Annotated in this window: 23 protein-coding genes; 4 read left to right on the top strand and 19 right to left on the bottom strand. The window is 57.4% G+C overall.

Annotation, left to right across the window (positions count from 1 at the left end; genetic code table 11):
• Positions 1-60: 60 nt before the first annotated feature.
• Positions 61-612 carry a tyrosine-type DNA invertase gene (locus ACSBQV_RS20855; RefSeq protein ID WP_099783462.1) on the top strand — a complete coding sequence of 184 codons (552 nt, stop codon included), beginning with the start codon at positions 61-63 and terminating at the stop codon, positions 610-612.
• A 224-nt stretch (positions 613-836) separates the two neighbouring features.
• Here the strand turns inward: ACSBQV_RS20855 and ACSBQV_RS20850 are convergent, their stop codons facing one another.
• From ACSBQV_RS20850 to ACSBQV_RS20770, 17 genes are all read right to left on the bottom strand, one after another.
• The gene (locus tag ACSBQV_RS20850; protein WP_099783460.1) at positions 837-1,520 is read right to left on the bottom strand and encodes a response regulator transcription factor; all 684 of its coding nucleotides are present in this window, start codon (positions 1,518-1,520) and stop codon (positions 837-839) included.
• Between the two features lie 46 nt (positions 1,521-1,566).
• Positions 1,567-2,262, bottom strand: coding sequence for a response regulator transcription factor (locus tag ACSBQV_RS20845; protein WP_099783458.1), 696 nt, complete (start codon positions 2,260-2,262; stop codon positions 1,567-1,569).
• 51 nt (positions 2,263-2,313) lie between these two features.
• Positions 2,314-2,841, bottom strand: a complete 528-nt coding sequence (locus tag ACSBQV_RS20840; protein WP_226886109.1) for a fimbrial protein — start codon at positions 2,839-2,841, stop codon at positions 2,314-2,316.
• 60 nt (positions 2,842-2,901) lie between these two features.
• On the bottom strand, positions 2,902-3,960 hold the full coding sequence (locus tag ACSBQV_RS20835) for a fimbrial protein (RefSeq protein WP_232100095.1): 1,059 nt from the start codon (positions 3,958-3,960) through the stop codon (positions 2,902-2,904).
• Positions 3,961-3,970: 10 nt separating this feature from the next.
• Positions 3,971-6,520, bottom strand: coding sequence for a fimbria/pilus outer membrane usher protein (locus tag ACSBQV_RS20830; protein ID WP_099783456.1), 2,550 nt, complete (start codon positions 6,518-6,520; stop codon positions 3,971-3,973).
• Between the two features lie 105 nt (positions 6,521-6,625).
• On the bottom strand, positions 6,626-7,303 hold the full coding sequence (locus ACSBQV_RS20825; protein WP_099783454.1) for a fimbrial biogenesis chaperone: 678 nt from the start codon (positions 7,301-7,303) through the stop codon (positions 6,626-6,628).
• 98 nt (positions 7,304-7,401) lie between these two features.
• Positions 7,402-7,923: a fimbrial protein gene (locus ACSBQV_RS20820; RefSeq protein WP_099783452.1), complete on the bottom strand. Its 522-nt coding sequence runs from the start codon at positions 7,921-7,923 to the stop codon at positions 7,402-7,404.
• Positions 7,924-8,403: 480 nt separating this feature from the next.
• A complete protein-coding gene (locus tag ACSBQV_RS20815) occupies positions 8,404-8,952 on the bottom strand; it encodes a tyrosine-type DNA invertase (protein WP_099783450.1) in 549 nt (182 codons plus the stop codon).
• A gap of 530 nt (positions 8,953-9,482) precedes the next feature.
• On the bottom strand, positions 9,483-9,725 hold the full coding sequence (locus tag ACSBQV_RS20810) for an acyl carrier protein (protein ID WP_099783448.1): 243 nt from the start codon (positions 9,723-9,725) through the stop codon (positions 9,483-9,485).
• 11 nt (positions 9,726-9,736) lie between these two features.
• A complete protein-coding gene (locus ACSBQV_RS20805; protein ID WP_099783446.1) occupies positions 9,737-10,999 on the bottom strand; it encodes a beta-ketoacyl-[acyl-carrier-protein] synthase family protein in 1,263 nt (420 codons plus the stop codon).
• Positions 11,000-11,001: 2 nt separating this feature from the next.
• Positions 11,002-12,381: an efflux transporter outer membrane subunit gene (locus tag ACSBQV_RS20800; protein WP_415640562.1), complete on the bottom strand. Its 1,380-nt coding sequence runs from the start codon at positions 12,379-12,381 to the stop codon at positions 11,002-11,004.
• Positions 12,378-14,336 carry an ABC transporter permease gene (locus ACSBQV_RS20795; RefSeq protein WP_099783444.1) on the bottom strand — a complete coding sequence of 653 codons (1,959 nt, stop codon included), beginning with the start codon at positions 14,334-14,336 and terminating at the stop codon, positions 12,378-12,380. The genes ACSBQV_RS20800 and ACSBQV_RS20795 overlap by 4 nt, the downstream gene beginning before the upstream one ends.
• A complete protein-coding gene (locus ACSBQV_RS20790; RefSeq protein ID WP_232095690.1) occupies positions 14,326-15,420 on the bottom strand; it encodes an efflux RND transporter periplasmic adaptor subunit in 1,095 nt (364 codons plus the stop codon). Before ACSBQV_RS20790 ends, ACSBQV_RS20795 begins: the two co-directional genes overlap by 11 nt.
• Positions 15,421-15,490: 70 nt before the next feature.
• Positions 15,491-17,608: a peptidase domain-containing ABC transporter gene (locus ACSBQV_RS20785; protein WP_099783440.1), complete on the bottom strand. Its 2,118-nt coding sequence runs from the start codon at positions 17,606-17,608 to the stop codon at positions 15,491-15,493.
• A gap of 19 nt (positions 17,609-17,627) precedes the next feature.
• Entirely contained in the window at positions 17,628-18,572 is a 945-nt protein-coding gene (locus ACSBQV_RS20780; RefSeq protein WP_099783438.1) for an ABC transporter, read from the bottom strand.
• Complete coding sequence (locus tag ACSBQV_RS20775; protein WP_226886111.1) at positions 18,572-19,120, bottom strand: DsbA family protein; 549 nt, start codon at positions 19,118-19,120, stop codon at positions 18,572-18,574. The genes ACSBQV_RS20780 and ACSBQV_RS20775 overlap by 1 nt, the downstream gene beginning before the upstream one ends.
• A gap of 293 nt (positions 19,121-19,413) precedes the next feature.
• Positions 19,414-19,617: a DUF4762 family protein gene (locus tag ACSBQV_RS20770; protein ID WP_055313389.1), complete on the bottom strand. Its 204-nt coding sequence runs from the start codon at positions 19,615-19,617 to the stop codon at positions 19,414-19,416.
• 425 nt (positions 19,618-20,042) lie between these two features.
• Between ACSBQV_RS20770 and ACSBQV_RS20765 the strand changes: the two genes are divergently transcribed.
• The 3 genes from ACSBQV_RS20765 to lldD all read left to right on the top strand — a co-directional run bounded on the left by ACSBQV_RS20765 (position 20,043) and on the right by lldD (position 24,051).
• Positions 20,043-20,963 carry a LysR family transcriptional regulator gene (locus tag ACSBQV_RS20765; RefSeq protein ID WP_099783434.1) on the top strand — a complete coding sequence of 307 codons (921 nt, stop codon included), beginning with the start codon at positions 20,043-20,045 and terminating at the stop codon, positions 20,961-20,963.
• Positions 20,964-21,285: 322 nt separating this feature from the next.
• Positions 21,286-22,869 carry an L-lactate permease gene (locus ACSBQV_RS20760; protein ID WP_099783432.1) on the top strand — a complete coding sequence of 528 codons (1,584 nt, stop codon included), beginning with the start codon at positions 21,286-21,288 and terminating at the stop codon, positions 22,867-22,869.
• 42 nt (positions 22,870-22,911) lie between these two features.
• Entirely contained in the window at positions 22,912-24,051 is a 1,140-nt protein-coding gene (gene lldD, locus ACSBQV_RS20755) for an FMN-dependent L-lactate dehydrogenase LldD (RefSeq protein WP_033632193.1), read from the top strand.
• Position 24,052: 1 nt separating this feature from the next.
• Here the strand turns inward: lldD and ACSBQV_RS20750 are convergent, their stop codons facing one another.
• Positions 24,053-24,862, bottom strand: a complete 810-nt coding sequence (locus ACSBQV_RS20750) for a MoaF C-terminal domain-containing protein (protein WP_060660288.1) — start codon at positions 24,860-24,862, stop codon at positions 24,053-24,055.
• 36 nt (positions 24,863-24,898) lie between these two features.
• Complete coding sequence (locus ACSBQV_RS20745) at positions 24,899-26,164, bottom strand: MFS transporter (RefSeq protein ID WP_434991525.1); 1,266 nt, start codon at positions 26,162-26,164, stop codon at positions 24,899-24,901.
• Between the last annotated feature and the right edge of the window lie 222 nt (positions 26,165-26,386).

Below are 26,386 nucleotides of genomic sequence, written 5' to 3'. Positions count from 1 at the left end.
CGATGCTTTAATAAAATTTCATGATAAAAATCGCCCACATCAAACACGCAGGAAAGAAGAATGAAAAAAAGGAAATTTCTCAGTCAGGTTGAAATTGAGCAGCTGATTGCCGCCGTACATGAGGGGAAAAATAACACTCGGGATCGTTGTCTACTATTAATGTGCTTTATTCACGGTTTGCGGGTGAGCGAACTGCGTGCTTTACGCTTGGAGGATATTGATCTTACCTCCAATCGGATCCATATATCCCGACTAAAAAACGGGTTTTCCGTTCAGCATCCTATTCAACCGCGGGAACGGCGGGCGCTACTAAATTGGCTGTCCCAACGGGCGAACTATCCCGACACTGAGATGCCCTGGTTATTCCTGTCGCGACACGGCGGACAAATATCACGTCAGCAGCTGTATCGATTAATGAGAATGTATGGTGAAATGGCCGGCATTAGCGTTCAGGTCCATCCTCACATGCTGCGGCACTCCTGCGGCTACGCCCTTGCGGATAAGGGGATCGATACGCGTTTGATTCAAGATTATTTAGGACACAAAAATATCCAGAATACGGTGATCTATACCGCGACCAACGTAGAACGGTTCCGCGCGATTAGCATTTAATCTCACAATGAGAATAACTACGCAGGACCGCTGTCTCTGTTAAACAACGCATTACGGTATAAAACTCAGATGGGAAGATGCAGCCCGGCACGTGATCAGCGGCCTACTCCAGCACTATTTTAACGCCGAGCTGCTTTCCATACATCAGGTCCAGAGACACGCCTCACTGGTTAAGCTTTTAGCGGCAAACCTGCCGATAAATCATAGCCCCATACCGTTTCAGGCTAAGTGCCCTTTGACCATTTCCCACCCAATTGCCGCGTAATATTGCCGTGCAAAGAAAACAGTTCGCTGTCATTCTTCACCTGCAGTTTACGCATGGCGCTGCATTTATGCGCGCTGATCGTCTTGATGCTGCGGCGTTGCAATTCGGCGATTTGCCGCAGGCTCATTCCGTTGAATAAAAAGGCTAAAACGTCGCTCTCACAGCGGGTCAGCTTCCGCGCGGCTGCTTCCTCTCCGCGAGCGGAAGGCACCAGAAAAGCCCCTATCTGCGGGCTCAATACACGTTCCCCAAGCAATACGCGATTAAAAAACTCCGCCACTAGCGGCAAAGCGTCATCTCTGGCGACGAGGCTAACTGTGGGCTGGTTCAACAAACGCCCCACTTCTTCTGCATTCTGGCAGCGGGTATAAACTATCACCCGTAATTCAGGCAACTGCGTGCACAAGGCGAGCAACGTTTCTCTGCCCTGAGCAACCGTCTCATCTTCACCGTCCATCTCGGTAATCAGCACGTCGGCCTGCTGGTAGACCACGCTATCCGCCACCGCGCGCACGCTGGTTTCCTTTACGACGACTTTTGTCTGGGTTGGCAGCGTTTTTAAAAAACTCGCCAACCCTTCCAGCGTCAATGGACACCTATCCATTAATGCTATATTCAGCGGTTGCTGACGCCATAAATGCATAATCTACTCCTATTGCTTGCTTACTCGAGAGGCACCGCGCGCTTGCCTAGCGAACAAAGAATGAACCTTGCGCTGCCATCCATTTGCCCTGAAGGTACAACTCCCCATCGCTGCGAAACCCCAGCTTCAACATCGCATTGCGTTTATGCGTGCTGACGGTACGAATATCACGGCACATCGTTAACGCCACGTTGGTTACGCTTTTACCGGAGAACAACTGGGTCAGCACATCCAGCTCTTTCGCCGTCAGAGGCTTGTCAGCCGTCGCCTCATGCAATTGACGCTGGCGCACCCGGTGGCTGAAACTGTTGCAACCCGTCAAGACCTGTTGGACACAGTGAGTCAACGCAATGGCCGGCTCCTGCTTCAGCATTAAGCCGTGGATGCCGGAGGCGATCAGTTGCCGTAACAGCCTCGGTTCATCCAGTGCCGTGCAAATGACTAGCGCGGTGTCCGGCGAACTTTCACGCACTTCAGCAATCAATCTAAAGCCGTCCAATACCGACTCTGATTTGCCGCACAAATCCATCACCAATAAACGATGCGCGTGTTGCGTGAATAAGGCTCTCAGCGCCGCCAGGTTTGTCACCTGCCGAACGTTGTCGGGCTGTAGACCGCAGGACTCGATCAATCGGTTTCTCATCCCCAATGCCGTGATAAGGCAAGGTTCCATGATGGCCACGGCCCCCATCGCTGCATTGCCGGCCGCTAAAGTTGTTCCATAGGGATAATTAATATTCATATCATCACCTTAAATCTGTCGTTAGCATTCCATTGAGGACAGTCTCTTTGTCTACTGATAGACGAAAGTGACCTGCAGGACACCCTCTATCGAGCCGGGCGTAGAACCGCCATTGGTGCTGTATGCCCGCGCCCGCAAATTGAATTTGGCTTCATTCGTCGCCCGATTAACTGACTGGGTCATACTCTTGCCATTGCCCAGGTTTGCCCCCTGGCTGTTTTGCAACTCAATTTGTACCCGACGAGAACCGCCAGCGTTCTTGTATAAACCGGCGCTTTCCTCAGCAGCCGTCCCGCTGAAGGTCGCGACGACCGACGTGGTGGTGCTCGGGCAGTTTTTTAGCGTCAAAGGGAACTCCACCCAAGGGCTAAAGGCTCCAGAGGTCGCCAGGACGGCGGCGGAAATATCATCCCCCAGATTGACCGAAACCGTGTCGTTCGCGCCGTCGATTTCGCAGGGCGCCGCTTTGATGTTGCCGGTAATCACTATTTTCGATACCGCGTGCACCGCCGGGACCATCAAAAGCAACATGCCGGTCAGCGCCAAGTTGCAACCAAAACGATTAAACATTTTCACCATAATCTGCTCCTTCTCGTTAAACGCCGGGGCAATCCCGGCCCGCTACCGTTGAAATATCCGTTATTGAATTTCTGCCTGAATGGTCGCCGTTGCATTGAACTGCCCCACGGCTGGAGGTTGGCCGGTGGTGTTGATCGGATATACGCTGATCCGCGAGCTGCCACTCTGGTTGGGATATTGGAAGTTATCGATCGGCAAACGCCCGTTCTGCGGCCGAATAACATTGCCTTGCATATCCTTAATCATCACGCCAATGTCGCGATTGCTGGTCTTCAGGGCTTCGGGCATGCTGCCGTCCGCCTCACCGCGAAATGACAGGCTGACCTTGACGCCAGCGGAAATATTGCGGCAAGCCAACGTCAGCGTTCTCTCTTCCGGCGTAATACCGGACGCCATCGCCCCCTTGGTTTGGATATTCGACGTCAAGATATCGCCAAAATTGATCGTGACCGTTTGCGGGCTGATTTCACAACTCTGCGGCACGGTGACTGTGCCGCTCATGGAGATAGTGGAAACCGGCACATCGCTTTTCACCCCGCTCGCCACAGAGACATAGGTGTCCACCAGCCGAGTGCTGGGGATCGTGGTCACCCCCACGAAAGGGCGACGGAAATACAGATGAATTCGCCCGCGAGCACCGCTGTTGTAGGGCGTACTGGCACAGGATTCATCATCGCCATCCATGTCTGTTTTATAATTCGATTGATTGGCAAACGGTGCAGCAATGTATTCATTGCGATACCCCGCCACAAAAACCTCACTGGCCACGCCCAGGTATTCATTTAACGCGTAATACGTTAATCCTCCGCTGCTGAATACCGGCTCGCTCAGCAGCATTTTGGCGGTGACATAAGAAGCCGTACGCGTCTGGCATTCGCACTTCACCCGATAAGAACCGGGCAGGTTCCAATTACCACCGTCTGCATTCTTGATAATCCGACCCATCACGTTTTGCGACGGATCGGTTAAAACCGGGGAAAAAAGGAATGAAAAACCATGTGTCCCCGAAATAGGGACACACTGTCCGAAAGCCGCCTGTGCCTGTTGTGCGCCCAACGTTGTGCACGCCAATAGCCCGCCGACGATGATCCCTCGTTGAATCGATATTCCTGTCGCCATCATATGCACCTTATAAACACTGCCCGTTAACGAGGCGAATGCCACCGCTCTCGGGTTGATTAGCCAATTGATAGTTGGTCTGACATTGCTGAGCCGCGTTATTGCCCCACTTAACCTGCAGCCGCCCGCTCTCCGCCAGACCGGCCAAATAAACCTGGCCACCGTCGCCGACGATGCCGGCATTGTCAGAGGGGCTATTGAGATGGCTGACTGTGGCACCGAATGGCACCGGGTCACCGCTGCGCCTCAGCAAGGTCAGCAACACGCGGGCACCGACGTCCGGATTGAAGCGGGCGCGCACCACGGCACCACGGGTTGGGATCACCGTTTGGCTGCTCAGCGTCATGTCAACATCCTCGGCAAAAGATTCACCGTCCAATCCGACGATATTGCGCCGATAAGGCGTCAGGTAAGGCACGACCGCGTAGCCGCGCCAGTCGGTGCTGACCCCGGTCTGGTTCAATACCTTGGCCCCCGCAGCGCCCGGCGCCTGTACCAGCGCCACCGTATCGCCCAGCGGCTGCGACAGCGTGACGCCGTTTTGGTGCACCAGAACACCGCCCTGTACGCCGTAGTTCACCTGCCGGCGATGGCGATCGTAGCCATACCCCAGGTTCCACTCGGCGAGGGCGCCTTTATAGTCCGCCTGAATATTGCCGTTCGCCCCCACGTCCCTGCCGGTATAGCCCTGGCTGATGCTGTAGTTGAGGTTATTGTCCGGCAGGGCGGTACCGCTCAACCCAAGGTTGTTGCTGGTGGCGCCATTGCGGCTGGCGTTCATGCTGTAAGTGGCGTAACTGCCCGGCAACCATTTGCTGAGCGGCACGCTGACGTTGAAAGCCACGATATGGTCACGAATACTGCTGCGATTGCCGTTACTGTCGTAGCCGTTCTGGTTGAAGGTGTAATTCAGCCCGTAACTGACGGCTTCCCAGCTGTTGTTGTAACTGAGGCTGACCGACTGCGAACGGCGATTGTCATCCCAGTAGTCTTCGTTAAACAGGCTGAGCGACAGTGTCCCCCCCTGATCCCACAGACTCTGACTCATCGTCAGCTCGGCGCGGCTCTTCTTGTGATCGTTATAAATCGCACTGTTGCCGCCGTAGCTCTCCAGCGCCTCTTGCAGGTTGTAAAAACCGCGCGTGGAGTAGCGGTAACTGGCCAAGCTAAAGTTGGTGCCGGTCTCAATGAAGTTCTTGCCGTAGCGCAGACGCCATGATTGCCCCTGCTCCTTAGGCCGGGTTTCCTGTTTGGTCCAGGCCTGGGTGACATCGGCGGACAGCGCGCCCACCGCCCCCATGTTCTGCCCCCATCCCAGCGCCAGCGCCTGATATTTACTGGCTGCCTGCACGCCGCCGTACAGCGTAGCTCCCCACGGCAGGCCATAGATCCCGGTCGCCTGGCTGAACGGGCGTTCATCAACACCGCCGCCGTATGAACGGTATTTCCCGCTGGTTAAGCTGTATTTAAACCGCCCCTCGCGCTGCAATACCGGCACCACGGCGTACGGCACCACAAAATGCTGTTCTTGGCCGTCTGCCTCACGCACGTTCACATTCAGATCGCCGCTGCCGCCCGTGGGATACAAATCGGTAATTTCAAACGCCCCCGGCGGCACATAGCTTTGATAAATCACGTAGCCGTTTTGCCGGATGACGATCTGTGCATTCGTGCGTGCGATCCCGCGTACTACCGGCGAGTACCCTTTCATGCTGTCCGGCAGGATGTCGTCCTCTGAGGCCAACTGCCCGCCGCGGAACTGCACGCTATCGAACACATCGCTGGGCGTTGTGCTGTCCCCCAGGGTCAGGCGGCTTTGCAACGCAACGATATCGCGTTGCAGGTAGGTATTGATTGAGCGCCAGGAAGAAGCGCCGCCGGTGTAGTGATTCCAGATGGAATAGTTACGCAAACGCCAAGCGCCCCAGTTGATGCCCGAGCGCAGATTGAGGTAATAGTTATTGTTGTTTTGCCGTTCGCTGTCGCGCACCTGGCTATTGGCGCCGCTGAAGTTGTAATTGACCAACAGCGCAGGTATGCCGGAATCCCATTTATCCGGGGAAACGTAGTCGCGCGCATTCAAGCGCAGTGCCGCCTGCGGGATACTCAAATTCAGCCTCAGCTGATTGAACAGGAATACCGACGAGGCTTGCGGAATGGCCTGCGCGAGGTTGACGCAGCTATCCCCAGGCACCATTGCCGGGAACATGGCGACCCTCACGCCCAATTCAGCCAACTTTTCCGTGCTGAAACAAGGTTGCAGCGTTTGCTTCCCACCGGCCCCTGGCATAAGCCGAAACTCGACGTCAAGGCTGTCGACCTGCTCGCCGTTCAGGTAAAGATCGACCCGATAGCGCCCGGGCGCCTGGCTGCTATTCTCTTCAAATACGGAGAGATCGGCACCGCGCAGCGCCGGATTATCAATCTCCAACAGCGCCGGGTTGAAATAGTCGCGAGCGTGAACCGTGCCAATCGAACTCAGTAGCGCTATTTGACAAGATATCAGGCTGGCAAGGACCGATCGTACTCCTGGTAAACCAATGCAATTCGGGTTATTCATCCTTTTAACTCCCTGTCCCGATTGGCTTGGCCCGACTAAAAATCAGGTAAGCCGAACGCCTGCCCCAGCGTTATTCCGGAGCAAAAAATACGCACCGCAGCCCGGTTATAACGTGCTGGTGAAGGTCTGGCCGGTTCCGCCATAGTCGTTGATGATTTGCCAGCTTAAGCTGCCTCCCGCACCATTCGCCGTTGGCAACGGGAAACTGGCGCTCGCCTGAGGCGCTACCATGGTGTTGCCGGTAATGGCGCTGCCATTCAGCTTCAAATTGAAAAAGGTGAGGTAGTAGGGAGAAGGGTTGGTTACCTGCAGACGATCGCCACTGCGCCGCCATGTCACTTTACCGGCCGCCTCCTCCAGGTTGCCGGCGAGCCCCTGCGGGCGATAAATCAGCTTGATACGGGTCTTGATCGCGATTTGCAGCGTGTTCTCTTTCTTTTCCACCGAAGGGATCGCTTTCACGTTCAACCAATACAGTGATTCTCTGTCCGTCGGTAAGTTGCCACCTGCACGCACCACGCGCAGCAGGTTATTTTGGCCGCCGTCCAAACGAAACAGCGGCGGCGTGATGATAAAAGGCGCTTTCGCGCTATCGCCTTCTTGCGCATCGACCCAGGATTGGATCAGGTAAGGCACCGCATCCGGATTATTGATATTCAGAGCGGACTCTTTTTTGCCGCCGTCGTAGATCAGGCGTGTTCCCCCCACCACCACGCCGGCCTGTACCGGAGTCCAAAGCGTCAATAACAGCGCTGCCGCCAGCGCAAAATATCCAGCTTTCATTCTCTTTCTTCCCGTTTCCATCACCGATGAATAAAGAGCCAGAGAACACGCCCCCTGGCTCATTTTTCTAACTATTACGCCACCGTAGCGGCATGGTCTTACTGATAAACAATGGTGAAGTTGGCCGTAGCGTTGGCGCTACCAACGGAAACGTTGTCATAAGCGAAATAACGTGCGACAAAGCCCAGAACGTTGTCTTTGTTCTCTGCCAACGTGTAGACGCGGGAGTCGTTGCCGATATTGAGCACATTGCTGCCGTCGTCCAGCAGCTGCACGCCAATGCCGCCTGCCACCCCGGCGGTGCCGGCGCCGGTCAGTTGCAGAAGCCCGGACTGCCCCTGCACCTGAGTGCCGTCGAAGCGTACGGTAGCGCCGGTGACGGTGGCTGGGCAGTTTTTCAGCACCAGATTGAACGCCTTGGCGCCGGCGGTTTTAGACAGGGTGAACGCATCTTTGGCGATCTTGCCCAGAGCAACCTGTTTGTTTTGTGAGTCCGGATCGACGGTGCAAGACTGATCGGTGATGGTGCCAGTGATATTCAGCGCGCCGTCAGCAGCAAATACAGAGGTGCTAAATGCAGACGCGGTCAATACAGCTACAGCCAACAGATTCTTTTTCATCCTACTTTCCTTAAATTTATGCAAAACATGCATGGGTTTATTTCCGACATATCCTTAATGTCATTCCTTTTATTTAGTTCCTTGAATGTGAAGTGCCTTAGCCAGACTGATTAATGCCGTCAGGCTTATTCACCCAAACGATTCATTTTGAACTAAAGTGACTCCTTTAGTTTTTAAATCTAATAAATTATGTTTTTTTGGAATTTAAAACCAACAGGTAGACAGCCAATCTACAAATCAGACTAAAAAACCAAGCAGGTAACCCAGCGATTTAAAGCCGTCTGTTTTTCATTAGGAATTTACTTAGACTACGCGGGAGCACTCAGCAGAAGGGAGATTCGTAATGCACTGTTTTTAAAAATAATTAGCCTTTGGAGCGGAAAGAAGGTGTGGGAATATTGACATTGTTTTTACGCGTCCTTACAGTATGTTTCAGTTTAGTTCAAAGTGACTCCTTCACGTTATTAACTTAAGTCACACTTACCAAATTTCCTTAAAACGCTGCGCATTGCTGGCGGTATAAATCACCGTGTTCTGGATATTTCGGTGTCCGAGGTAATCCTGAATTAAACGGGTGTCTATACCGCGGTCCGCCAAGGCAAATCCGCAACCATGCCGCAGCATATGTGGGTGGGCATTGACCTCCAATTTAGCCGCTTTGCTGTAATGACGAATTAACCCATAAATACGTTGACGCGACAGGCGCCCGCCGCGATTGGACAGGAACAGCCATTCCTGATCGGCCCAGCGATGCCGCCGGCGTTTATCCAACCAGCGCCGCAAACATTGCCTTTCGCGCAGATAGAGCGGATGCACGGTGGAAAAGCCGTTTTTCAACCGATGCACATAGATATTACCGCCTTCCAAATCGATATCCGATAAACGCCACCCCCCTATTTCGCTGGCGCGACAACCATGAATAAAACACATATAAATCAAACAATAATCGCGCTCTGGATTCTTTCCATGCAGCGTAACCTCAAGCAGTCTCTCCACTTCGGAAGGCGTCAGATGTTTACGATTAGACATACAACCTCATTACTTTGATCGGAAAAATGTGGCTGTCATTTTCCTTTTACATCACCACAATGGACACTCAGGGCAGCCCCTGGCTTATGGATAGGTCCCTGCATCCAGCGCGGAGTATAGCGGATTTGCCAAGCACGAACAGTGCACTGGCGTTATTATCACAGCCATAAATTGTCTCGGGAGGCGAGGCCACTATGGATTCAGCAGGTTTACGGTTCACTCATAAATCAAGAGCTCGCCTCGCTTTAGTTTGCGTTATCACTGTCGAGTGCACTGCAGAGCAATATTGATAAATTAACCGGCTAAACAAAGAATATTCCTAAAACATGTCGCCACTTTATTAACATGTGTCATTAATAGCGCCGCTAAAAAACGGACAAAATACCATCACCACTGATGCATGTTAGCCTCATGGATAAGTATTAATATTTATGAATATCGATAACAGGAGGAAAAAGAGATGAAAAGGAAGTCACAACCAATGGAAAAACCCAGGCCTGATCTCGGCAAGCGAACGCCTGGGGCTGAAATTATTGGCTGACCATCACGCGGCACAATTCCCCGAGAGTCAACGCGGGATTGTCGATAAATATTTCCGCAGTAAGCGGAATATTGAACTCCCGCCTAACCAGTAGCATCAACTCCATATAATCCAGGCTGTCCAATCCCAACTGTTGCAGCGGCATATCGGCCGACAGCAGCGTTCCGTCCAATCCTTTGGCTTCATACAACAGGCCGCAAATCGCCTCATACAATCGATCATACTTTTCCATATGCCCTACCGTTATCCATTGTGATTGCCGAATACCAGCGCTGCATTAGCACCGCCGAAACCGAAGTTGAGACTCATGACATTGCGCAAACGACCGCGACGATGCCCCTCGCGGATATAATCGAGATCGCATTCGGGATCGCTCTCGTGCAAATGGCAGGTTGCCGGCATCATTTGCTGCTGCAATGCCTGTAGGCAGACGATCGCCTCAAAGCTGCCGGATGCGGCGAGCAAATGCCCGGTATAGGATTTCGTGCTGGAAATGGGTGTGCGATAAGCATCACGCCCCAAAGCCGCCTTGATCGCAGCGGTTTCGTTCACATCGCTTTGCTGCGTAGACGTGCCATGCGCATTGATATAGTCGATCTCATGGCTACCGAGCCCCGCCTGCTCCAAAGCTCGCCGAATGGTTTTCACCTTGGCCTGCGGATCCTCCGCCGGTGCGGTAAGGTCGAAAGCGTCTGAAAAGTTGCCGTATCCCTTGATCTCCCCCAGTATTGTCGCGCCGCGCGCTAAAGCCGCCTCTCGCTCCTCAAGACACAGCACGGCGGCCCCTTCCGCCAACACGAAACCGCTGCGCTCCCGGCTGAACGGGCAACTGGCCTTGGTGATATCCTTTTGCTCCCGACTCAGCAAACGCAGCGCGTCGATATTCCATATCGCGCCATTGCCGATCAGTGATTCCGATGCGCCAGCCAACATCATTGAAGCGCGGCCGCTGCGGATCACCTCAAACGCATCGCCAATCGCGATGCCGCCGGTCGCACAGGCCGCCGCCGGCGAACTTTGATAGCCCCGTAACAGCCAATGTTGGCCGCATATGGCGGTCGCAATATTGGGCATTGCGTGAAAACAGCCAAACAGCTGCCCCATGCCGGATTGCAGATAGTCCGCATTGTTTTGCATGATCTCATCCTGGCCGCCCCAGCCGCTGCCGATAATCACCCCGCAGTCCAACGACGAATAAAAGTGCCCGGGCCTCACGTGGCCAAATGAAAATGCCATGTCGATCGCTTCCGTGGCGGCGGCCAACGCCAGCCTGGCGAATCTGGGCAGACGGCGGCTTACCCGCGCGGCAACGCCTTCCAGCGCCGGTTCGGCCCCCAGCAAAGCAAAAAAGCGCGCGTGGATCCCCGCCGCCGATTTATCGTGATAGCGATAGGCCAAACGGTTGGCCATGATAGCCTGCCAGTTTTGCGGCGCGTTGCCACCCAGCGCGGTGACGGCGCCGTAACCGGTGACCACCACGCGTCTTGTATTCCATTCTCTGTCCATGCTTACTCCCCTTGCCCGGATGCGAAAGCCTCGTTGCCTCCCAGCGCCAGCCAGAGCTGCATCGTGGCGTTCAGGTAGCGATATTGCAGTGCCGACAGCGAATTCTCGCTGGCTAACACCGCCTCTTGCGCGTCCAGCAACGTTTGCAACGCGACGGAACCGGCCTGATATTGATGGCGGGCCAATGTCACGGCTTGCCGCCCCATCGCCAGATGCCGCTGCTGATTGCCAATTTGCCGCTGCGCTTCCAGACGTTCCCGCATGGCGTTGTCTACTTCAGCCAGCGCGCGGTAAACCGCATCGCGAAATTGAATCTCCGCGCGCTGCGCCTGCAACGCCGCTTTATCGCTGGACAAGCGCATCTTGCGCCACTCGATGAACGGCAGCGTCAACGTCGCGCCCAGCGAGCGCGAAGGTTCACTGAACCATTGGCGGAAAAGCGTGCTGCCGGCATCCAGTGCGGCATCCAGACTCAGCGCCGGATAAAAACGCAATTTAGCGGCCTCCGCACCGGCCAGCGCCGCCCGCAGGCGCCGCTCCGCCGCCTGCACATCCGGCCGCCGCGCCATCACCGCCGCCGGCAAGCGTGGCGCAATGGGCACCTCGTTGATCGGTAGCGCTCGCCTTTCGCTATATCGCAGCAAGGGCGAACGGCCGAACAACAGCGCCAGCGAGTTGCGCGCGTCTTCCCGCTGCCGTGCCAGTTCATCCCGTTGATTCTCCCGCGCCAATAGGCTTTGCTCCGCCTGCAACAACTCGAATCGGCCAACGTCGCCGGCGGTGTGACGTGCCGCGACCAACCGTAAAGTCTCACGCGCGATCGCCACCGCCTGTTGCTGATGGGTGACTTGCTGATTCAAATCGGCGATCTGCCAATATCCGCGAGCGGTAGCGCCGATCAAGGTCAACGCGGTATTGCGCCGATCCAACTCCGAAGCGACGGCCAGCCACTGGGCCTGCTCGCGAATGCGCGCCAGCTTGCCCCATAAATCCAGTTCATAACTCAATGACAGCCCTGCGCGGTAACTTTCTTGCGGCCGCGTCGCGCCGCGCAACGCCCTGGTATTGCGGCCACTCAGGCTGGCTGCCAGGTCGGGGGTCGCATTGCCGGCTACCAATCCGGCCTCCAACATCGCCTCACGCCACTGCAATCCAGCCAGCGCCAGATCCTGATTCGCGATGAGCACGCCATCGATCAGCGAGGAAAGCTGCGGATCATTGAAGTTTTCCCACCAGGCAACGCCTGCCCGCAATGAACCGGAACGTTCATCGACCACGCGCCACTGCTGCGGCAACGACGGTGGCGCCGTGGCGTCGATCGGCCGCCCTCCGCAAGCGCTCAAAGACAGCATGACCAGTCCATAAATCAAAAGTCGGTTCATTCTCGCGCCAACGCCTCCACCGGCTGCAGGCGCGCGGCGGCACGGGCTGGAAAGAAGCCGAACCCGACGCCGATCAACGCCGAGAACCCGCAGGCCAGCAGCAATGGCGGCCAGGTAAAGATCATCGTCACCTGCGGCGCCAAGCCGCTCAGAATCCCTTTAACCAGCGCGGCGCAGGCGATCCCCAACACGCCCCCCAGGCTGCAGATCACCACCGCCTCAATCAAAAATTGCCGCATAATGTCTTTCTCAGCGGCCCCCACCGCCAATCGAATGCCGATCTCATGGGTTCGTTCCGTCACCGAAACCAACATGATGTTCATCACCCCCACCCCGCCGACCAGCAGCGAGATGGCGGCAATCGCGGTAATCAGCAATCGCATGGAGTCGGAGGCACGCTGAATGGATTGCGTCAGCTGATCGTCGGTCAGCGTGAAAAAATCCCGCCGGCCATGTTCTACGGTCAAACGCCGGGTCACATCCCGCCTTGCCGCTTCCAACGTCAATTTTTCATTCACTCGCATCACAATCGATTCCAGCGGCATATCGCCGGCGATGCGGCCAGTCAGGGAGGTATGGGGCAGCCAGGCAAGCGGTTGAGAACCGGCGTATTGGGCGCCGCGGCGCTGCGCGACGCCGATCACCCGATAAGGCACACCCGCGATCAGCAAAACCGCGCCCACCGGATCTTGCCGGGAAGAAAACAGAGCCTGTTGCAGCAAGGGATCGATCACCGCCACCGGTGCGCGGTCACTCAGATCCTGCGTAGTAAACAGGCCACCGGAAAGCAGCCGAATGCCCTGCGTGCGGAAATACCCTTCGCCGACGCCCATCACGGCGAGCGGCACCTGCTTGCCTTCGCGCACGGCCGACAGTTGAGTGCTGATAACCGGCGAAACGCTGTCGACATAAGGCAAGGCCGCCAGCAGCGCTGCATCCCGCGCACTCAGCGAACGCGCAAAATCAGGACGCGTTTTTTCCCATCCCAATCCGGGACGAATGTCCAACGTGCTGGAGCCGAGCTGGCTGATTTCCCTGAGGATGCTTTGGCGCGTGCCTTCACCGATGGCGATGGCGGAAACGACCGCCGCAATGCCGATGATGATGCCGAGCATCGATAATAATGCCCGGACCCGATGCCCTAATAATGCCCGCCAAGCCATACCGAGCGCCTCTCGCAGCGCCGCCCAAGGGCTCATGCGTTTCAGCGGCGCAGCCAACGCCAGCGGCCTCTCGAACGCAAAACGCTGTCGGGCGGCATCGTGGCGACGATCCGCCACGATCTCGCCGTCGCCGATCTCAATGATCCGCTGCGCCTGCTCGGCGATCCGCCGATCGTGCGTCACGATGACCACGGTGTGTCCGACTGCGTTCAGCTCATGCAAAATGGCCATCAGCGCCTGACCGCTGGCGCTATCCAACGCGCCGGTAGGCTCATCGGCCAAAATGATTTCCGCGCCGTTCATAAGAGCTCGGGCAATACTGACCCGCTGCTGCTGCCCACCGGAAAGCTGCGCCGGACGATGGCCACCGCGCTGCGCCAACCCGAGGCGAGCCAACAAATGCGCGGCCCGCAGGCGGCGCTCGGCGGCCGGCATGGCGGTATACAATGCAGGGATCGCCACGTTCTCACTGGCCGTCAGATAGGGCATCAGATGATAGCGCTGGAAAATAAAGCCGATATGCCGACTGCGGAGCCGCGCCAGGCGATTGCCGTCGGCTTGCCCAATCGCCACCCCGTTAATGTACACGTCCCCCAGAGAAGGCTTGTCCAGACAACCGATAATATTCATCAACGTCGATTTTCCGGAGCCGGAGGCGCCGACGATAGCGACCATTTCTCCCCGCTGAATGCTCAGGGAAACGCGTTTGAGGACCGTGATTTTCTGCTCTCCGGCTTGAAACTCGCGCGAAACGTTCTCCAAAACGATAATGGGATCCGTGCTAGCTGACATGCTCACCCTCCGTATCTGGCTGGTGTTCCAGCAGCACTTGCTCACCCACTCTCACGCCTTCCAACACTTCCGCATAGCGGCGATCGCGCTTCCCGATGCGCACGCTGCGCGCGACAACCCGCTGGCCTTCCAACACTCTGATCTGATAGCGCTCGCCATCCAGCGCCTCTCCCAATGCCGCCATCGGCAGCCGCACCACCCCCGTGGCGCGTTCGGTAATGATGAATACCTGCGCCGTCATCGAGGTGCGTAATCGACGTTCGCCGTTGGCGACGGCAAATACGCCGTTGTAATACACCGCCGCCGTTTGCTGGCTTGAATTTCTGCCCAGCGGATCGGCTTCCAGCGCTTCTGCCGGCGCTTGCTGTATCGCGCCCATGACCCCCTCATATCGGCGGCGGGGATCGGCGGCGACATAAAACCACAGCGGCTGCCCCGCCCTCACCTGCAAGATGTCATTTTCCGATATGCGGGTATGCACCATCATCGTATCCACGTCCGCCATCACCAAAATGGTCGGTGCGCTTTGCGATGAGACGATGGTTTGCCCTTCCTGAGTGACGATACCCAGCACTTCGCCGTCGATAGGCGCGGTAATACGGGTAAAAGCCAGGTTGGCCCTCGCCGTTTCCTGCGCGACTTCGGCCTGAACGATCTGCGACTCGTTCACTTTCAACTGCGCCAGTTGCGCGTCGTGCTGCGCCTGCGCTTTTTCCAAATCGCTGGCCACGCCGGCACGATCTCGCGCCAACACCCTTTGCCGCGTCAACTCCAGTTGGTACTGCTTGAGCTGCGCCTGGCTCGCCAATTTCTGCGCCTGCGCGCTGCGTAATTCGGCCTGCGACTTGCGCAGTTCGTTAAGTTGCAACGTCGGATCTATCTCGGCCAACAGCTGGCCCTGAGCCACTCTGTCCCCCGGTTTGACATACAGTTTTTTCAGTTGGCCGTTGACCTGCGCGCCAACGTTCACCTGCCGGGCCGGTTTCAAAATGCCGGTAGCCAACACGCTTTTTTCGATGTCGCCGCGATCGACGCGCGCCGTCTGCGGCGGTGATACGTCAGGCGCTCGATTCAACCCTAACAGCCCGCCGGCCAGCCCCCCCAACACGATCGCCACCAGCGCCACACGCCGCCAGCGTTTCTTTCCGGGCACGTCACTCCACCTCAGCACAGTCATTCATCCTGGTGTCGACGGCGGCCAACAACCGGCCCTGCGACAAGTGCAGCACCCGATCAAACAACGGCAGCAGCCGCGGGTTATGCGTCACGGTCACCAGGGTTTTACCCTTCTCACGGCAATGCGCTACCAAAGCCGACATCACCGCCGCAGCGGTTTTTTCATCCAGATTCGCCGTCGGTTCATCCAGCACCAACACCGGGCAACGGCTGTACATGGCACGCGCCAGCAACAGACGCTGCCGTTGCCCCAGCGACAACCCGGCATGGCTCTCTCGCACCAGAGCGTTCACGCCCCCGGGCAGCTGCGCCACCGCATCCGCCAGCCCCAAACTGCATAGCGCCTGTTCCACTTGTCTCTGCTGGCCCGGCGCCGACGGGGCGAACAGCGTGATGTTTTGCAACACCGAGGCATTGAACAGAATGTCCTCCTGGCTTTGCAGGAAGAACAGCCGCTGCGCGGCGGCGTTAGCCAGCACGCGGCCATCCAGCGTCAGTTCCCCCCGCTGCGGCGTCAACAGACAGGCGAGCACCTTCAGCAAGGTGCTCTTGCCCGCGCCGGAACCGCCGCAGATGGCGATACACTCGCCCCGTTCCAGCGTCAGCGACAGGTCGCGCAAAACCGGTTGGCCGGCGTCGTACGCGAAGCTCACCCCCCGATACGCCAACTGCACATCAAAATGGTTCACGCTTTCGTCGCCAGACCCGGTACGCAGAGATACGGCAGGAAACAGATCCCGCGCGCGCTCATCGATCACGTGCAGTTGGTTTTTCTGCAGGACGGCAAAAAAGATCTTGCTGGTGTAAGAGGTAAAAATTTCGCGCAGAAAGCTGTAGGCGAAGAATGCCCCCAGACTGAGTTCGCCACCCTTTAGCAGCGGCAGCGCCAGCAGCATGAACACCACCATTTCCAGGCTGCCAATCAGTTGATAAATGCTGCCCTTGACCTGCTCATAGACTTTTTGCCGCTGCAGGCAGTTGAACAGCGAACGGGCATGCTCGGCAAAGCCCTCTTGCCGCTGGCCGGCGAGCCCGGCGGACTTGATGGTCGAAAACCCCTGAATGGTTTCCAGAATAAAATCATTCTGCGCCGCCCCTCTCACCTGCAGCTGCTGGGTGAAGTGGCGATCGCGATAAATGGCCCAAACGCTGATCGCCCCCATCAGCAGTACGCCGGCAATCGGCACCAGCGCCAACATTGGGCTCAAATAGCCCATCACCGCCAGCGCGATAGCACCGATGATCCAGTCGGTGCGCAGGCCGTTATCCAGCTCGATTTTCTGGCCGGCGGCCATCTGCCAGCTGGTGAAACGACTGAAAATCTCGCCGGGCGCGCGCTTGCTGAAGAAATTCAGCGAATTTTCCAGCAGGCGGGAAAACCCGGCGGCGCCGTGCAGCAACACGAAGTTCTTGATAAAGCGCTCGGTGATGATGCGCGCCATCAGGGCCAGCGCCGTGGATGCCACAAACGCCAGCAGATAGTAGGCGTAAGGAAACGCGACCTCACCGGCCATGGCGAACACCTGATTGATCGCGCTGGCGACCATCATCGGCATGATGAACAGCGTCAGCGAGATAAGAAACGTCATCGCCGCCAGGCGATAAATGCCGGCGATGCCGGCGGTATCCTTCAGGCTTAAACTGGCGAAAGCACCGCGTCGGTGGCTCCGCACGGCGGGGGTGGTGGACGGTAAATCGTCGCGATCGAGCACCAATGCGTAGCCGCTGATTTCCGCTTTCAGAGCGGCGTACGGCAGCAGCTGTTGCCCCAATGCCGGATTCATTACGCACACGTAACCGCCCTGACGATATGCCAGCAGTACATAGTGGCCCGCGCCATAATGCAGAATCGCCGGTAAAGGCAGCGCCGCCAGATCCCGGTGCTCGAACGCCACCGGATAAGCCGGCAACGCCAGCTCCCCTAAAATGGCGCACAGCGTCGCCAGCGAAGTGCCGTGTTGCGAAGCGGGGTAACGCTCCCGCAGCTCCGTCAATGGCGCGCGAACGCCCTGCGTTTCCGCCAGCATGGCAATGCAGGCCAGCCCGCATTCATTGATTTCGCTCTGCAAGACCGGCGTAGGGAGGGTGTTTTCCATGCGTAGTGATATCCCTGACTTAATCATTGATAAAAAATAAAGAGTGCGAATGCCACAGCAGCCAATCATCCGCATGCCGCCGCAGGGTGCGCTCGACGATCTCCGGCAAGGCGCGGCCGACCTGCTCTGTGGCAATCGGTTCTTCTATGCGAATGCGAACGCCGCGATCGAAATAAAGCGAATAGAACACCACCTGAGCCCGCAACGCCCGGGACAGCCGAACGATGCCGCTGTGCAGATGCGCCGGCCGGCCGAACAGATGGCAGGCCAGCTTGGCCGCTGGATCCTGATTGCTGTTCAGGGTGTAATCCGGCGTGATGTCCGGGAAGAGGATGATATTGCGCCGATGCTCCGCCGCTTCCAGCATCGCCTGCGACAAGGCGCCGGCGATTTGGCGCGGATCGTCGTGAATCGAACAATAGTCGAGCCGCTGCCGCCATTCACCTTCCGGCGCCCGCCGCACGAACTCCTGCGCATCACCGGAAACGATCACCGTAGCCCGGCCGGGATAAACGCCCGCGCCGACCAGCGTCGCCAATACGTCGGAGACCGTATGCATCGGCGCCAGCACTACCGGCACACCCGCGCGATGCAGCGGTGCCACGACCTGGTCAAGCTGCGCAGAACAGTCAGCCAAATGATTCATCAACGCCGTATTGCGGGCATAGACCGCCGCGACATCCAGCCATTGCCGCCGTTGCATCAGCCAGGCGAAGTCCAGCTTTCCCTCACCCAACAGGCTTTGGCGGTTCGCCCGTGCTACCGCATGCCGGTGGCGAAAACGACGTTGCGGTCTGCTTCCCCTCAATCGCCGGCGCACCTCCAGCCACAGGCGATAATCCACGCGCCTCAGCAGGGCACACGTCAGGCGGTTGCCCATCCCGGCACCGGCAGCCGACAAGCGGGCCACGGCGTCCAGGCCGTTGCGCCAGGCCAAATATCCCCGAACCGCGAGCAGACGCATCAGGGGACCAGCGGTTTATCGTGCTGCAACAGCGATAGCAGTTGCTGGCTGAAAGCGGAAAACTCGCGGTCTTGCAGCGCCAGCCATTTGCGATTAACGATAAAGCTGGGGGTCGCGTTGACCTGGTAATAACGGCTCACCGCCGTCATATACGCCAACAACTCCTTGACCCGCTCTGAATCTCTGGTTTGCTGATAGGTGGCCTCGTCGATGCCGTTGGCCATCAGCCAGGCGCTGAGCTGCTTTTCGTCCGCCAGGTTGAGGTTTTCTTTGATAATGGCGCGGTAAGCGGCGGGACGATGCTGCGCCTCGATCCCCATGACCGTCAGAGTGGCGAAAAGGGGCGCAAAGGCCGCCATGCCGGCGTGATCGTCGTCGCTGAGATGCAGGCGCACCAATTTGGCCCCCGCCGGTAAGCGTTTTTCCAGCTCGGCTACGCCGCTCTCGTTGACTTCACAATAGTGGCAGGCGTAAGAGAAGACTTCGACAATGGCATTATCGTCTTGCAACGGGCTTTGTTCTATTTTTTCCGGAGAAATAAAACTCAAGCTTTCCGCCTCCGGCGGCTTTATGACATAGTGCTGAAAATAAAGCGCGGTCAAAAAAGAAGAGGCACAAATAATAACGAGCGTGTAGCTGATAAAAAGCAAGGGACGTTTGTACATAATGGACGCATCCTGCGCATAAACTCATGTTCACCCGATAGAGTGAACGCGTAAAAAAGAGTGAACACCGTAAATAATGAGGACGTAAAAACGGCTTTTTCGCCCGATATCAGGCGGAACAACGCGAACGCTGCCCGCCTGTCCACCGCTATTCTAGATGCGGGTGGTCACGCACATTAGCTTGGCGTGGTTGGGTTGCTCGGGCAGCTCGCCACTGGCGCTGGGTAATAGAACTTCTGAACGCCACCGAATTTATTCGCACAGGTTTTCACCAACTGGCAGGTTCTGTTATTGCCGCTGCCCACCCAGGCAAATTCCTTGGTGCATACAAAAGTACCGCCGACGATGTTTTCCGCTTCAGACAAATTGATTTTCTTCATTACAATATCCTTATATATATTAAAATATAAACACACTACCCATCACTCTGCCTGCAAGACAGAGTAATTCTTCAATACATTGAAAAACATTTAATTGATAACAATGAGAGCGCCGCGAGAAAAAGAATAGCCCCCTCACACAAGCAGATCAATACAATTATTTACACTACACCGCAGGATTAGTGGAATAAGTAACGTTTGATATAAGGATTATTCTAATTTAATCGCTTATAAAAACATGAAAGTTAATTCCTCCCCCGGAATAGCCATGATTTATTTGAAGGATAATTCTCAGTTTAAGAGGTAATTAACCAAGAAAAATTCAGATCCGACCAGTTAGCCGGCGCTGGAAACAGGCTGAAAAGATTGCTTCCTGCCGCGCCGGACTTACACTGGGCAACAGGATTCTCACTCTTAGGATGCCCATGCTCGCGACTCACGAATACGCCAACGACCTGATTCTGTTTGCCCTGATTGTCGACTGTGGCTCGTTCAGCAAGGCAGCGGAGAGCGCCGGCATCACCAGTTCGGTGGTCAGCAAACGCATCGGGCGGTTGGAAAAATCGCTCGGCGCCCGGCTGATGTACCGCACTACCCGCAGCCTGACGCTGACCGAAAGCGGCCAGGCGCTCTACCAGCAGGCCAAGGAAATCGGCGCCAAAGTGCAGGAAGCGCTGTACGCCGTCAGCGAAAAGAGCGAAGAGCTGACCGGCACAATTCGCATGTCGGTGCCGACCATTTCGGGTGAGCTGCTGCTGAGCGAGAGCGTGGCGGAGTTTTGCGCTCAGCACCCCAGCCTGAAGGTCGAGATGCGGCTGGAAAACCGCTTCGTCGATCTGGTGGAAGAAGGCATCGATCTGGCGATCCGCACTGGCACTATGCCGGATTCGAGCCTGATAGCCCGGCCAATCTTCGATTCCCGCTGGGTGATCGTCTGTTCGCCTGGCTATCTGGAGAGCCATCCGGAACCGCGCCATGCCGAAGACCTGCTCGGCCATAACTGCCTGACCTATACCTATCAGGAGAGCGGCACCGCCAACTGGCTGATGAAACGGCCAGGGCGCAACGAAATCTACGAGCTGCAGGTTGACGGCAACCTGTCGGCCAACAATGCGCGGGCGATCCGCAAAGCGGTGATCGGCGGCCACGGCATCGCCATGGTGCCGCGCTGCATGGTGTATGAAGATTTGCAGGACGGCAAGCTGACGGAGATCCTGGCCGGTCATTGCGGCAAGGTATTGGGCATTTACGCCGTCTATCCTTATACCCGCAATCTGCCGTTAAAAACCCGCCTGCTGATCGAACATATCATCGGTTCCTACCAAAATATCAGCCACTACTTTTAAGTTTCCACTCCTGATTATTTCCACGCGTCGTAAAGTACCGCGTGGATTACCGCATTTTTGGACATGAACTCGTGAACATTAACGCCTAATTAATGTGATCCAGCGCATTCATTACACAACATAAAAACCCATCCAATTGATTTTAAACCAATTTAATTAAGCCTCAACAGCCCGCATTTTTCCTACCGCCGACGCCATTCGCCGATGTTAAAAAATTATCGCGTGGCATCATCGCCAACGTTGTGATTAGAATGAAAATGTTGCGGTAATTAACCTTTCAGTTACATATCTCTGCCCATAAAAATAATAACCCGAGGATTTTATGCCCCTGCTTTTCAGTATTGCGCCCATCGTCCTGCTGATATGGATGATGACCAAAAGGAATGGCGTGCCCTCTTATCTGGCCCTGCCGCTGACGGCCGTCGTGGTATATGCCGTACAGCTCTGGTGGTTCGATGCCTCACTGCGGCTACTGCATGCCAATATCATCACCGCGCTGGTCTCGACGCTGACGCCGATCACCATCATCGCCGGCGCCATTCTGCTCAACAAACTGATGCAGGTAAGCGGTGCGGAAAACGTGGTGCGCCGCTGGTTGGAAACCGTTAGCCCCAACCCGGTGGCTCAATTGATGATTATCGGCTGGGCGTTCGCCTTTATGATCGAGGGCGCCAGCGGCTTCGGCACCCCGGCCGCCATCGCCGCGCCGATTCTGGTCGGGCTGGGCTTCAACCCGCTGCGCGTCGCCCTGCTGACGCTGGTGATGAATTCGGTGCCGGTTTCCTTCGGCGCCGTGGGCACCCCCACCTGGTTCGGCTTCGCCAATCTCGGCCTGTCGGACGCCAGCCTGCTGGAGATCGGCCGGCAAACCGCGCTGATCCACGTTGTCGCCGGCTTCGTCATTCCGCTGCTGGCGCTGCGCTTTATCGTTTCCTGGCAGGATATTCGCCGCAACCTGCCGTTTATCTTGCTCAGCGTGCTGAGCTGCACCGTCCCCTATCTGCTGCTGGCCCAGGTGAACTATGAATTCCCGGCGCTGGTCGGCGGCGCGATCGGCCTGGCGCTGTCGGTGCTGTTGGCACGCGGCGGCATCGGCCTCACCCGCAGCGACAAATCGCAGAGCGCCGGGCAGGCGGTGCCGTTCTTGCAGGTGGTCAAGGCCATGACCCCGACCCTGCTGCTGATTGCTATTCTGATAGTGACGCGCGTCCACCAGCTGGGCCTGAAGGCGCTGCTCAACAACACCGCGCTGCTGTGGCAGGAAAACCTCGGCTGGCTCGGGGAGCTGCGCATCAGCCAAGCGCTGATCGTCGAACTGCAGCAGGTGCTGGGCACCTCCGCCGCCGCCGGCTACAAAACGCTGTATGTCCCGGCGCTGATCCCGTTCCTGCTGGTGGTGCTGCTGTGTATTCCTCTGTTCCGTCTGAATGGCGGCCAGGTGCGGCAAATGTTCAGCGAAACCGGCGGGCGCATCGCGCGGCCCTTTATCGCGCTGTTCGGCGCGCTGGTGATGGTCAACCTGATGATGCAGGGCGGCGACAACGCGCCGGTGATCCTGATCGGTAAAGCGCTGGCGGCGCTGACCGGCGAGAGCTGGCTGCTGTTCTCGTCGTTCCTCGGCGCGCTGGGCTCGTTCTTCTCCGGTTCCAATACCGTCTCGAACCTGACCTTCGGCGGCATTCAGCAGTCGATCGCCCAGAGCAGCGGCGTTGACGTCAATCTGACGCTGGCCTTGCAGTCCGTCGGCGGCGCCATGGGCAACATGGTGTGCCTGAACAACATTATCGCCGTCTGTTCGATCCTCGGGATCGGCAACGCCGAAGGCAAAATCATCAGAAAGACCGCGCTGCCGATGCTGGCGTACGGCGGGATCGCGGCCGCTATGGCGGCGATCCTCTCGCTCTGACTGACAACTCGTTATTTGCAAGAAGACAAGAAGGTAAACACTATGATCATCTCCGCGTCAACCGACTACCGGGCCGCCGCCCAGGCCAAACTGCCGCCGTTTCTGTTTCACTACATCGACGGCGGGGCCTACGCGGAGCATACGCTGAAGCGCAATACCGCAGATCTGGCCGATATTGCCTTGCGCCAGCGCGTGCTGCGCAATATGTCCGAACTCAGCCTGGAGACCACGCTGTTCGGCGAGCAGTTGGCGATGCCGGTGGCGCTGGGGCCGGTGGGGCTGACCGGCATGTACGCCCGCCGCGGCGAAGTGCAGGCCGCGCGCGCCGCGGCCAAAAAAGGCATTCCGTTCACGCTGTCCACCGTGTCGGTCTGCCCCATCGAAGAGGTGGCCCCGGCGATCGATCGGCCGATGTGGTTCCAGCTCTACGTGCTGAAAGACCGCGGCTTTATGCGCAACGCGCTGGAACGCGCCAAAGCCGCCGGCGTGAAAACGCTGGTGTTCACCGTCGACATGCCGGTGCCCGGCGCCCGTTACCGCGACGCCCACTCGGGGATGAGCGGCCCCAACGCCGCCCTGCGCCGCGTGCTGCAGGCGTTTACCCATCCGCAGTGGGCCTGGGATGTCGGCCTGTTCGGCAAGCCGCACGATCTGGGCAACGTCTCGGCCTACCGCGGCAAACCGACCAGCCTGGAAGACTACATCGGCTGGCTGGGCGCCAACTTCGATCCGTCGATTTCCTGGAAAGATCTGGAGTGGATCCGCGAATTCTGGGACGGCCCGATGATCATCAAAGGCATTCTGGATCCGGAAGACGCCAAAGACGCAGTGCGCTTCGGCGCCGACGGCATCATCGTCTCCAACCACGGCGGCCGCCAGCTGGACGGCGTGCTGTCGACCGCGCGCGCCATGCCGGCGATCGCCGACGCGGTGAAAGGCGACATTACCTTACTGGCCGATTCCGGCATCCGCAGCGGCCTGGACGTGGTGCGCATGATCGCGCTGGGCGCCGACAGCGTGCTGCTGGGGCGCGCCTTCGTCTATGCGCTGGCGGCGGCCGGCGAAGCCGGGGTGGCTAACTTGCTGGATCTGATCGACAAGGAAATGCGCGTCGCCATGACGCTCACCGGCGCGAAAACCATTGCGGAGATCAACGCCGGATCGCTGGTCAGAAACGCCTGACTCACAGCGGCTGCACGCCATCCGGATAAGCGTTGTAGCTCATCTTGCTGATGAAGGCCCCGGCCGGTGACACCAACACCCGGCCGGCGGCGTCCAACCCGAGGAAGGTGCCGGTGCAGCGCCCGGAGATAAAGTCGAAGAAGAACACCGAGCACACCGGGATAATCTTTTCCCGGAAGGTGAACAGGAACATCTCGTCCTCAAACTTGTAGTAAGTGGCGTAATCCATGTCGCCGTGCCCGAACTGCTCGCCGCGCAGGTTTTGCCAGGCGTAACGCTCGGTGTTGACGTAGAAGTGCTCATAGTAATGGTTGGGGCTGTAAACATTCAGCGTGCGATAACCGATCAGCTCGCGGGTCAAATGCGGCGCGATGCCGCCCGGCGTGACGCCGGCAATCAGCCCAACGTGGAAGCTTTGCTTGAGGCGGGATCCCTTTTCCACCGTTTGTTCGGGCAACAGCGTGCTGCGCACCAGCAGCGCCCGGCCGCTGTCGCGGTTGAGCACCAGCGTCAGGCATTCGTTGCCCGGCGACTGCAGCGGAATATTGAAGAAATAGCGCGCGGCGGAGGTTTGCACCTCTTCGTAAGCGTCCTCACCGCTCTCCCCTCCCCAGGCCCACAGCACCCGTTGCCGGTCGGCGCTGAAACGCAGCGTGATGTCCCCGCCGTCTTCAAAGGCGATCTGCAGCGTTTTGCCGCGCCAGTCCTGGGTACCCGGCAACCGGTTGGTATCGATGCCGCGCGCGAAATCGTCGTAATTCTTCCAGTCCGGCTCGGCATTTTGATTCAGTACGGATGATTCTGCTGACATCTTCGCTCTCCTTGATTGAATGGGATAAAACTCGTCTCAAACGTCGGTGACGCCCGCCGGCTTCACCGCTCGGCGGTTCACCACAGCAGGGGCGGTTTCATCGAGAAAACAACTCAGTACCCCGGCGCACACGGCACCGGCGGCCGCCAGCCACATTACGCTGACCAGGCCGTAGCGATCGGCGATCAGCCCGGCGATAAACGGTGCCAGGCAGCCGCCAATCACCTCGCCGATCCCCATCACCAGCCCCAACGCGGTGGCGATGCGCGCCGGCGACACCGTTTCCGACGGGATGGTGGCCATAAACAGCGTGAAACAGCCAAGGCCGGTATAAGACAGGGACACCAGCACGCCCAGCAGCCACGGATTGGCGACGTAGCTCAGGAACAGCGGGCAGCACACCGCCAGCAGCGAAAAGAAAATCAGCGTCGGTTTGCGCCCGAGGCGATCGGAGATCGCCGGTACCGCCACGCCCCAGAAGACCCAGGCGGCGCCGATGGCGCTCATGATGCCGCCCATCGTGCCTTCACCGAAGCCACGGTCGGTCACCAAAAAGTTAGGGGTGAAGGTTATGATGATCATGAACCAGGTGACGAACACGCAGGAGATCAGAATGCACAGCGCCACGTTCTTGATTTTGAACAGCTCGCCGTAAGCGGCCTTGCCCGCCGGCTTACCGGCCGCCGGCGCGGCGCTGAAAGCGGGATCCTTTTTGCCGTTCACATAGCGATAGATCAGCCACGCCAGAATAATGCCCGGCACGGCGGTCAGGTGAAACGCCATGCTCCATCCCCACTTCTGCGCCAGATAGATGATCAGCGGCGGCGCGATGATGCCGCCCAACAGCCCCGGCGCCGCGCCCTGGATCAATCCCATGTTGAAACCGCGGCGCTGCGGCTGCGATCTTTCCACCATCAACGACTGCGCGATCGGCAATACCGGCCCCTCAGCAATCCCCATCAGCGCCCGGAAGATCAATAACATGGCAAACCCGCTGACCAGCCCCGACAGCGCGGAGAACAGCGAAAACACCAAGATGGACAGGATCAGCATCGGCTTACGGATATTAAAGCGATCGGCTATCGCCCCCAACCCAGCGCCGGACAGCGCCCAGGTTAGCGCCAACACCGCCGACAGCGTGCCGAGATGCACGTTGCTGAGCTTGAGGTCGGCGGCAATCATCGGAAACAGAAACGAGATGGTCAGACGATCGACGAACACGCAGCCGAACACGAAAAACAAAATAATCAGCAACCGGTTCTCTTCACTTAATGCTCTGCGTGCCGCTGGCGATGTATTCATAGCGTCATTTGTCCATAAGTTAACTTATGAATGGCGACCCGCCATGGCATAAGTGTGTTAAGCGCTCGGCCAAGAGAGAAATTGGCCCTCCGTCACGACAACAACTCATTAACATGTTAATGACATAAAATTATCGCAAGCCGGCGGTCTGTCAACCGGCGCTCTTCGAGAGACAAATGAAATTCTGAACGGGTACTATTTCAATATCGCATTATCACCTTC

It is taken from the genome of Serratia sp. B501 (genome assembly GCF_051172315.1).
Lineage (GTDB): Bacteria > Pseudomonadota > Gammaproteobacteria > Enterobacterales > Enterobacteriaceae > Serratia > Serratia ureilytica.
Note: the sequence above shows the minus strand (reverse complement) of the source record. Positions and strands in the feature narration are given on the sequence as shown.

Coding starts and splice junctions, on each gene's coding strand:
- ACSBQV_RS20825 (WP_099783454.1), bottom strand. CDS start 7,303: ATGAAAGCTGGATATTTTGCGCTGGCGGCAGCGCTGTTATTGACGCTT.
- ACSBQV_RS20770 (WP_055313389.1), bottom strand. CDS start 19,617: ATGAAGAAAATCAATTTGTCTGAAGCGGAAAACATCGTCGGCGGTACT.
- ACSBQV_RS20850 (WP_099783460.1), bottom strand. CDS start 1,520: ATGCATTTATGGCGTCAGCAACCGCTGAATATAGCATTAATGGATAGG.
- ACSBQV_RS20805 (WP_099783446.1), bottom strand. CDS start 10,999: ATGGACAGAGAATGGAATACAAGACGCGTGGTGGTCACCGGTTACGGC.
- ACSBQV_RS20815 (WP_099783450.1), bottom strand. CDS start 8,952: ATGTCTAATCGTAAACATCTGACGCCTTCCGAAGTGGAGAGACTGCTT.
- ACSBQV_RS20820 (WP_099783452.1), bottom strand. CDS start 7,923: ATGAAAAAGAATCTGTTGGCTGTAGCTGTATTGACCGCGTCTGCATTT.
- ACSBQV_RS20845 (WP_099783458.1), bottom strand. CDS start 2,262: ATGAATATTAATTATCCCTATGGAACAACTTTAGCGGCCGGCAATGCA.
- ACSBQV_RS20835 (WP_232100095.1), bottom strand. CDS start 3,960: ATGGCGACAGGAATATCGATTCAACGAGGGATCATCGTCGGCGGGCTA.
- ACSBQV_RS20750 (WP_060660288.1), bottom strand. CDS start 24,862: ATGTCAGCAGAATCATCCGTACTGAATCAAAATGCCGAGCCGGACTGG.
- ACSBQV_RS20780 (WP_099783438.1), bottom strand. CDS start 18,572: ATGCGTCTGCTCGCGGTTCGGGGATATTTGGCCTGGCGCAACGGCCTG.
- ACSBQV_RS20855 (WP_099783462.1), top strand. CDS start 61: ATGAAAAAAAGGAAATTTCTCAGTCAGGTTGAAATTGAGCAGCTGATT.
- ACSBQV_RS20760 (WP_099783432.1), top strand. CDS start 21,286: ATGCCCCTGCTTTTCAGTATTGCGCCCATCGTCCTGCTGATATGGATG.
- ACSBQV_RS20795 (WP_099783444.1), bottom strand. CDS start 14,336: ATGTCAGCTAGCACGGATCCCATTATCGTTTTGGAGAACGTTTCGCGC.
- ACSBQV_RS20800 (WP_415640562.1), bottom strand. CDS start 12,381: ATGAACCGACTTTTGATTTATGGACTGGTCATGCTGTCTTTGAGCGCT.
- lldD (WP_033632193.1), top strand. CDS start 22,912: ATGATCATCTCCGCGTCAACCGACTACCGGGCCGCCGCCCAGGCCAAA.
- ACSBQV_RS20785 (WP_099783440.1), bottom strand. CDS start 17,608: ATGGAAAACACCCTCCCTACGCCGGTCTTGCAGAGCGAAATCAATGAA.
- ACSBQV_RS20830 (WP_099783456.1), bottom strand. CDS start 6,520: ATGAATAACCCGAATTGCATTGGTTTACCAGGAGTACGATCGGTCCTT.
- ACSBQV_RS20810 (WP_099783448.1), bottom strand. CDS start 9,725: ATGGAAAAGTATGATCGATTGTATGAGGCGATTTGCGGCCTGTTGTAT.
- ACSBQV_RS20745 (WP_434991525.1), bottom strand. CDS start 26,164: ATGAATACATCGCCAGCGGCACGCAGAGCATTAAGTGAAGAGAACCGG.
- ACSBQV_RS20765 (WP_099783434.1), top strand. CDS start 20,043: ATGCTCGCGACTCACGAATACGCCAACGACCTGATTCTGTTTGCCCTG.
- ACSBQV_RS20840 (WP_226886109.1), bottom strand. CDS start 2,841: ATGGTGAAAATGTTTAATCGTTTTGGTTGCAACTTGGCGCTGACCGGC.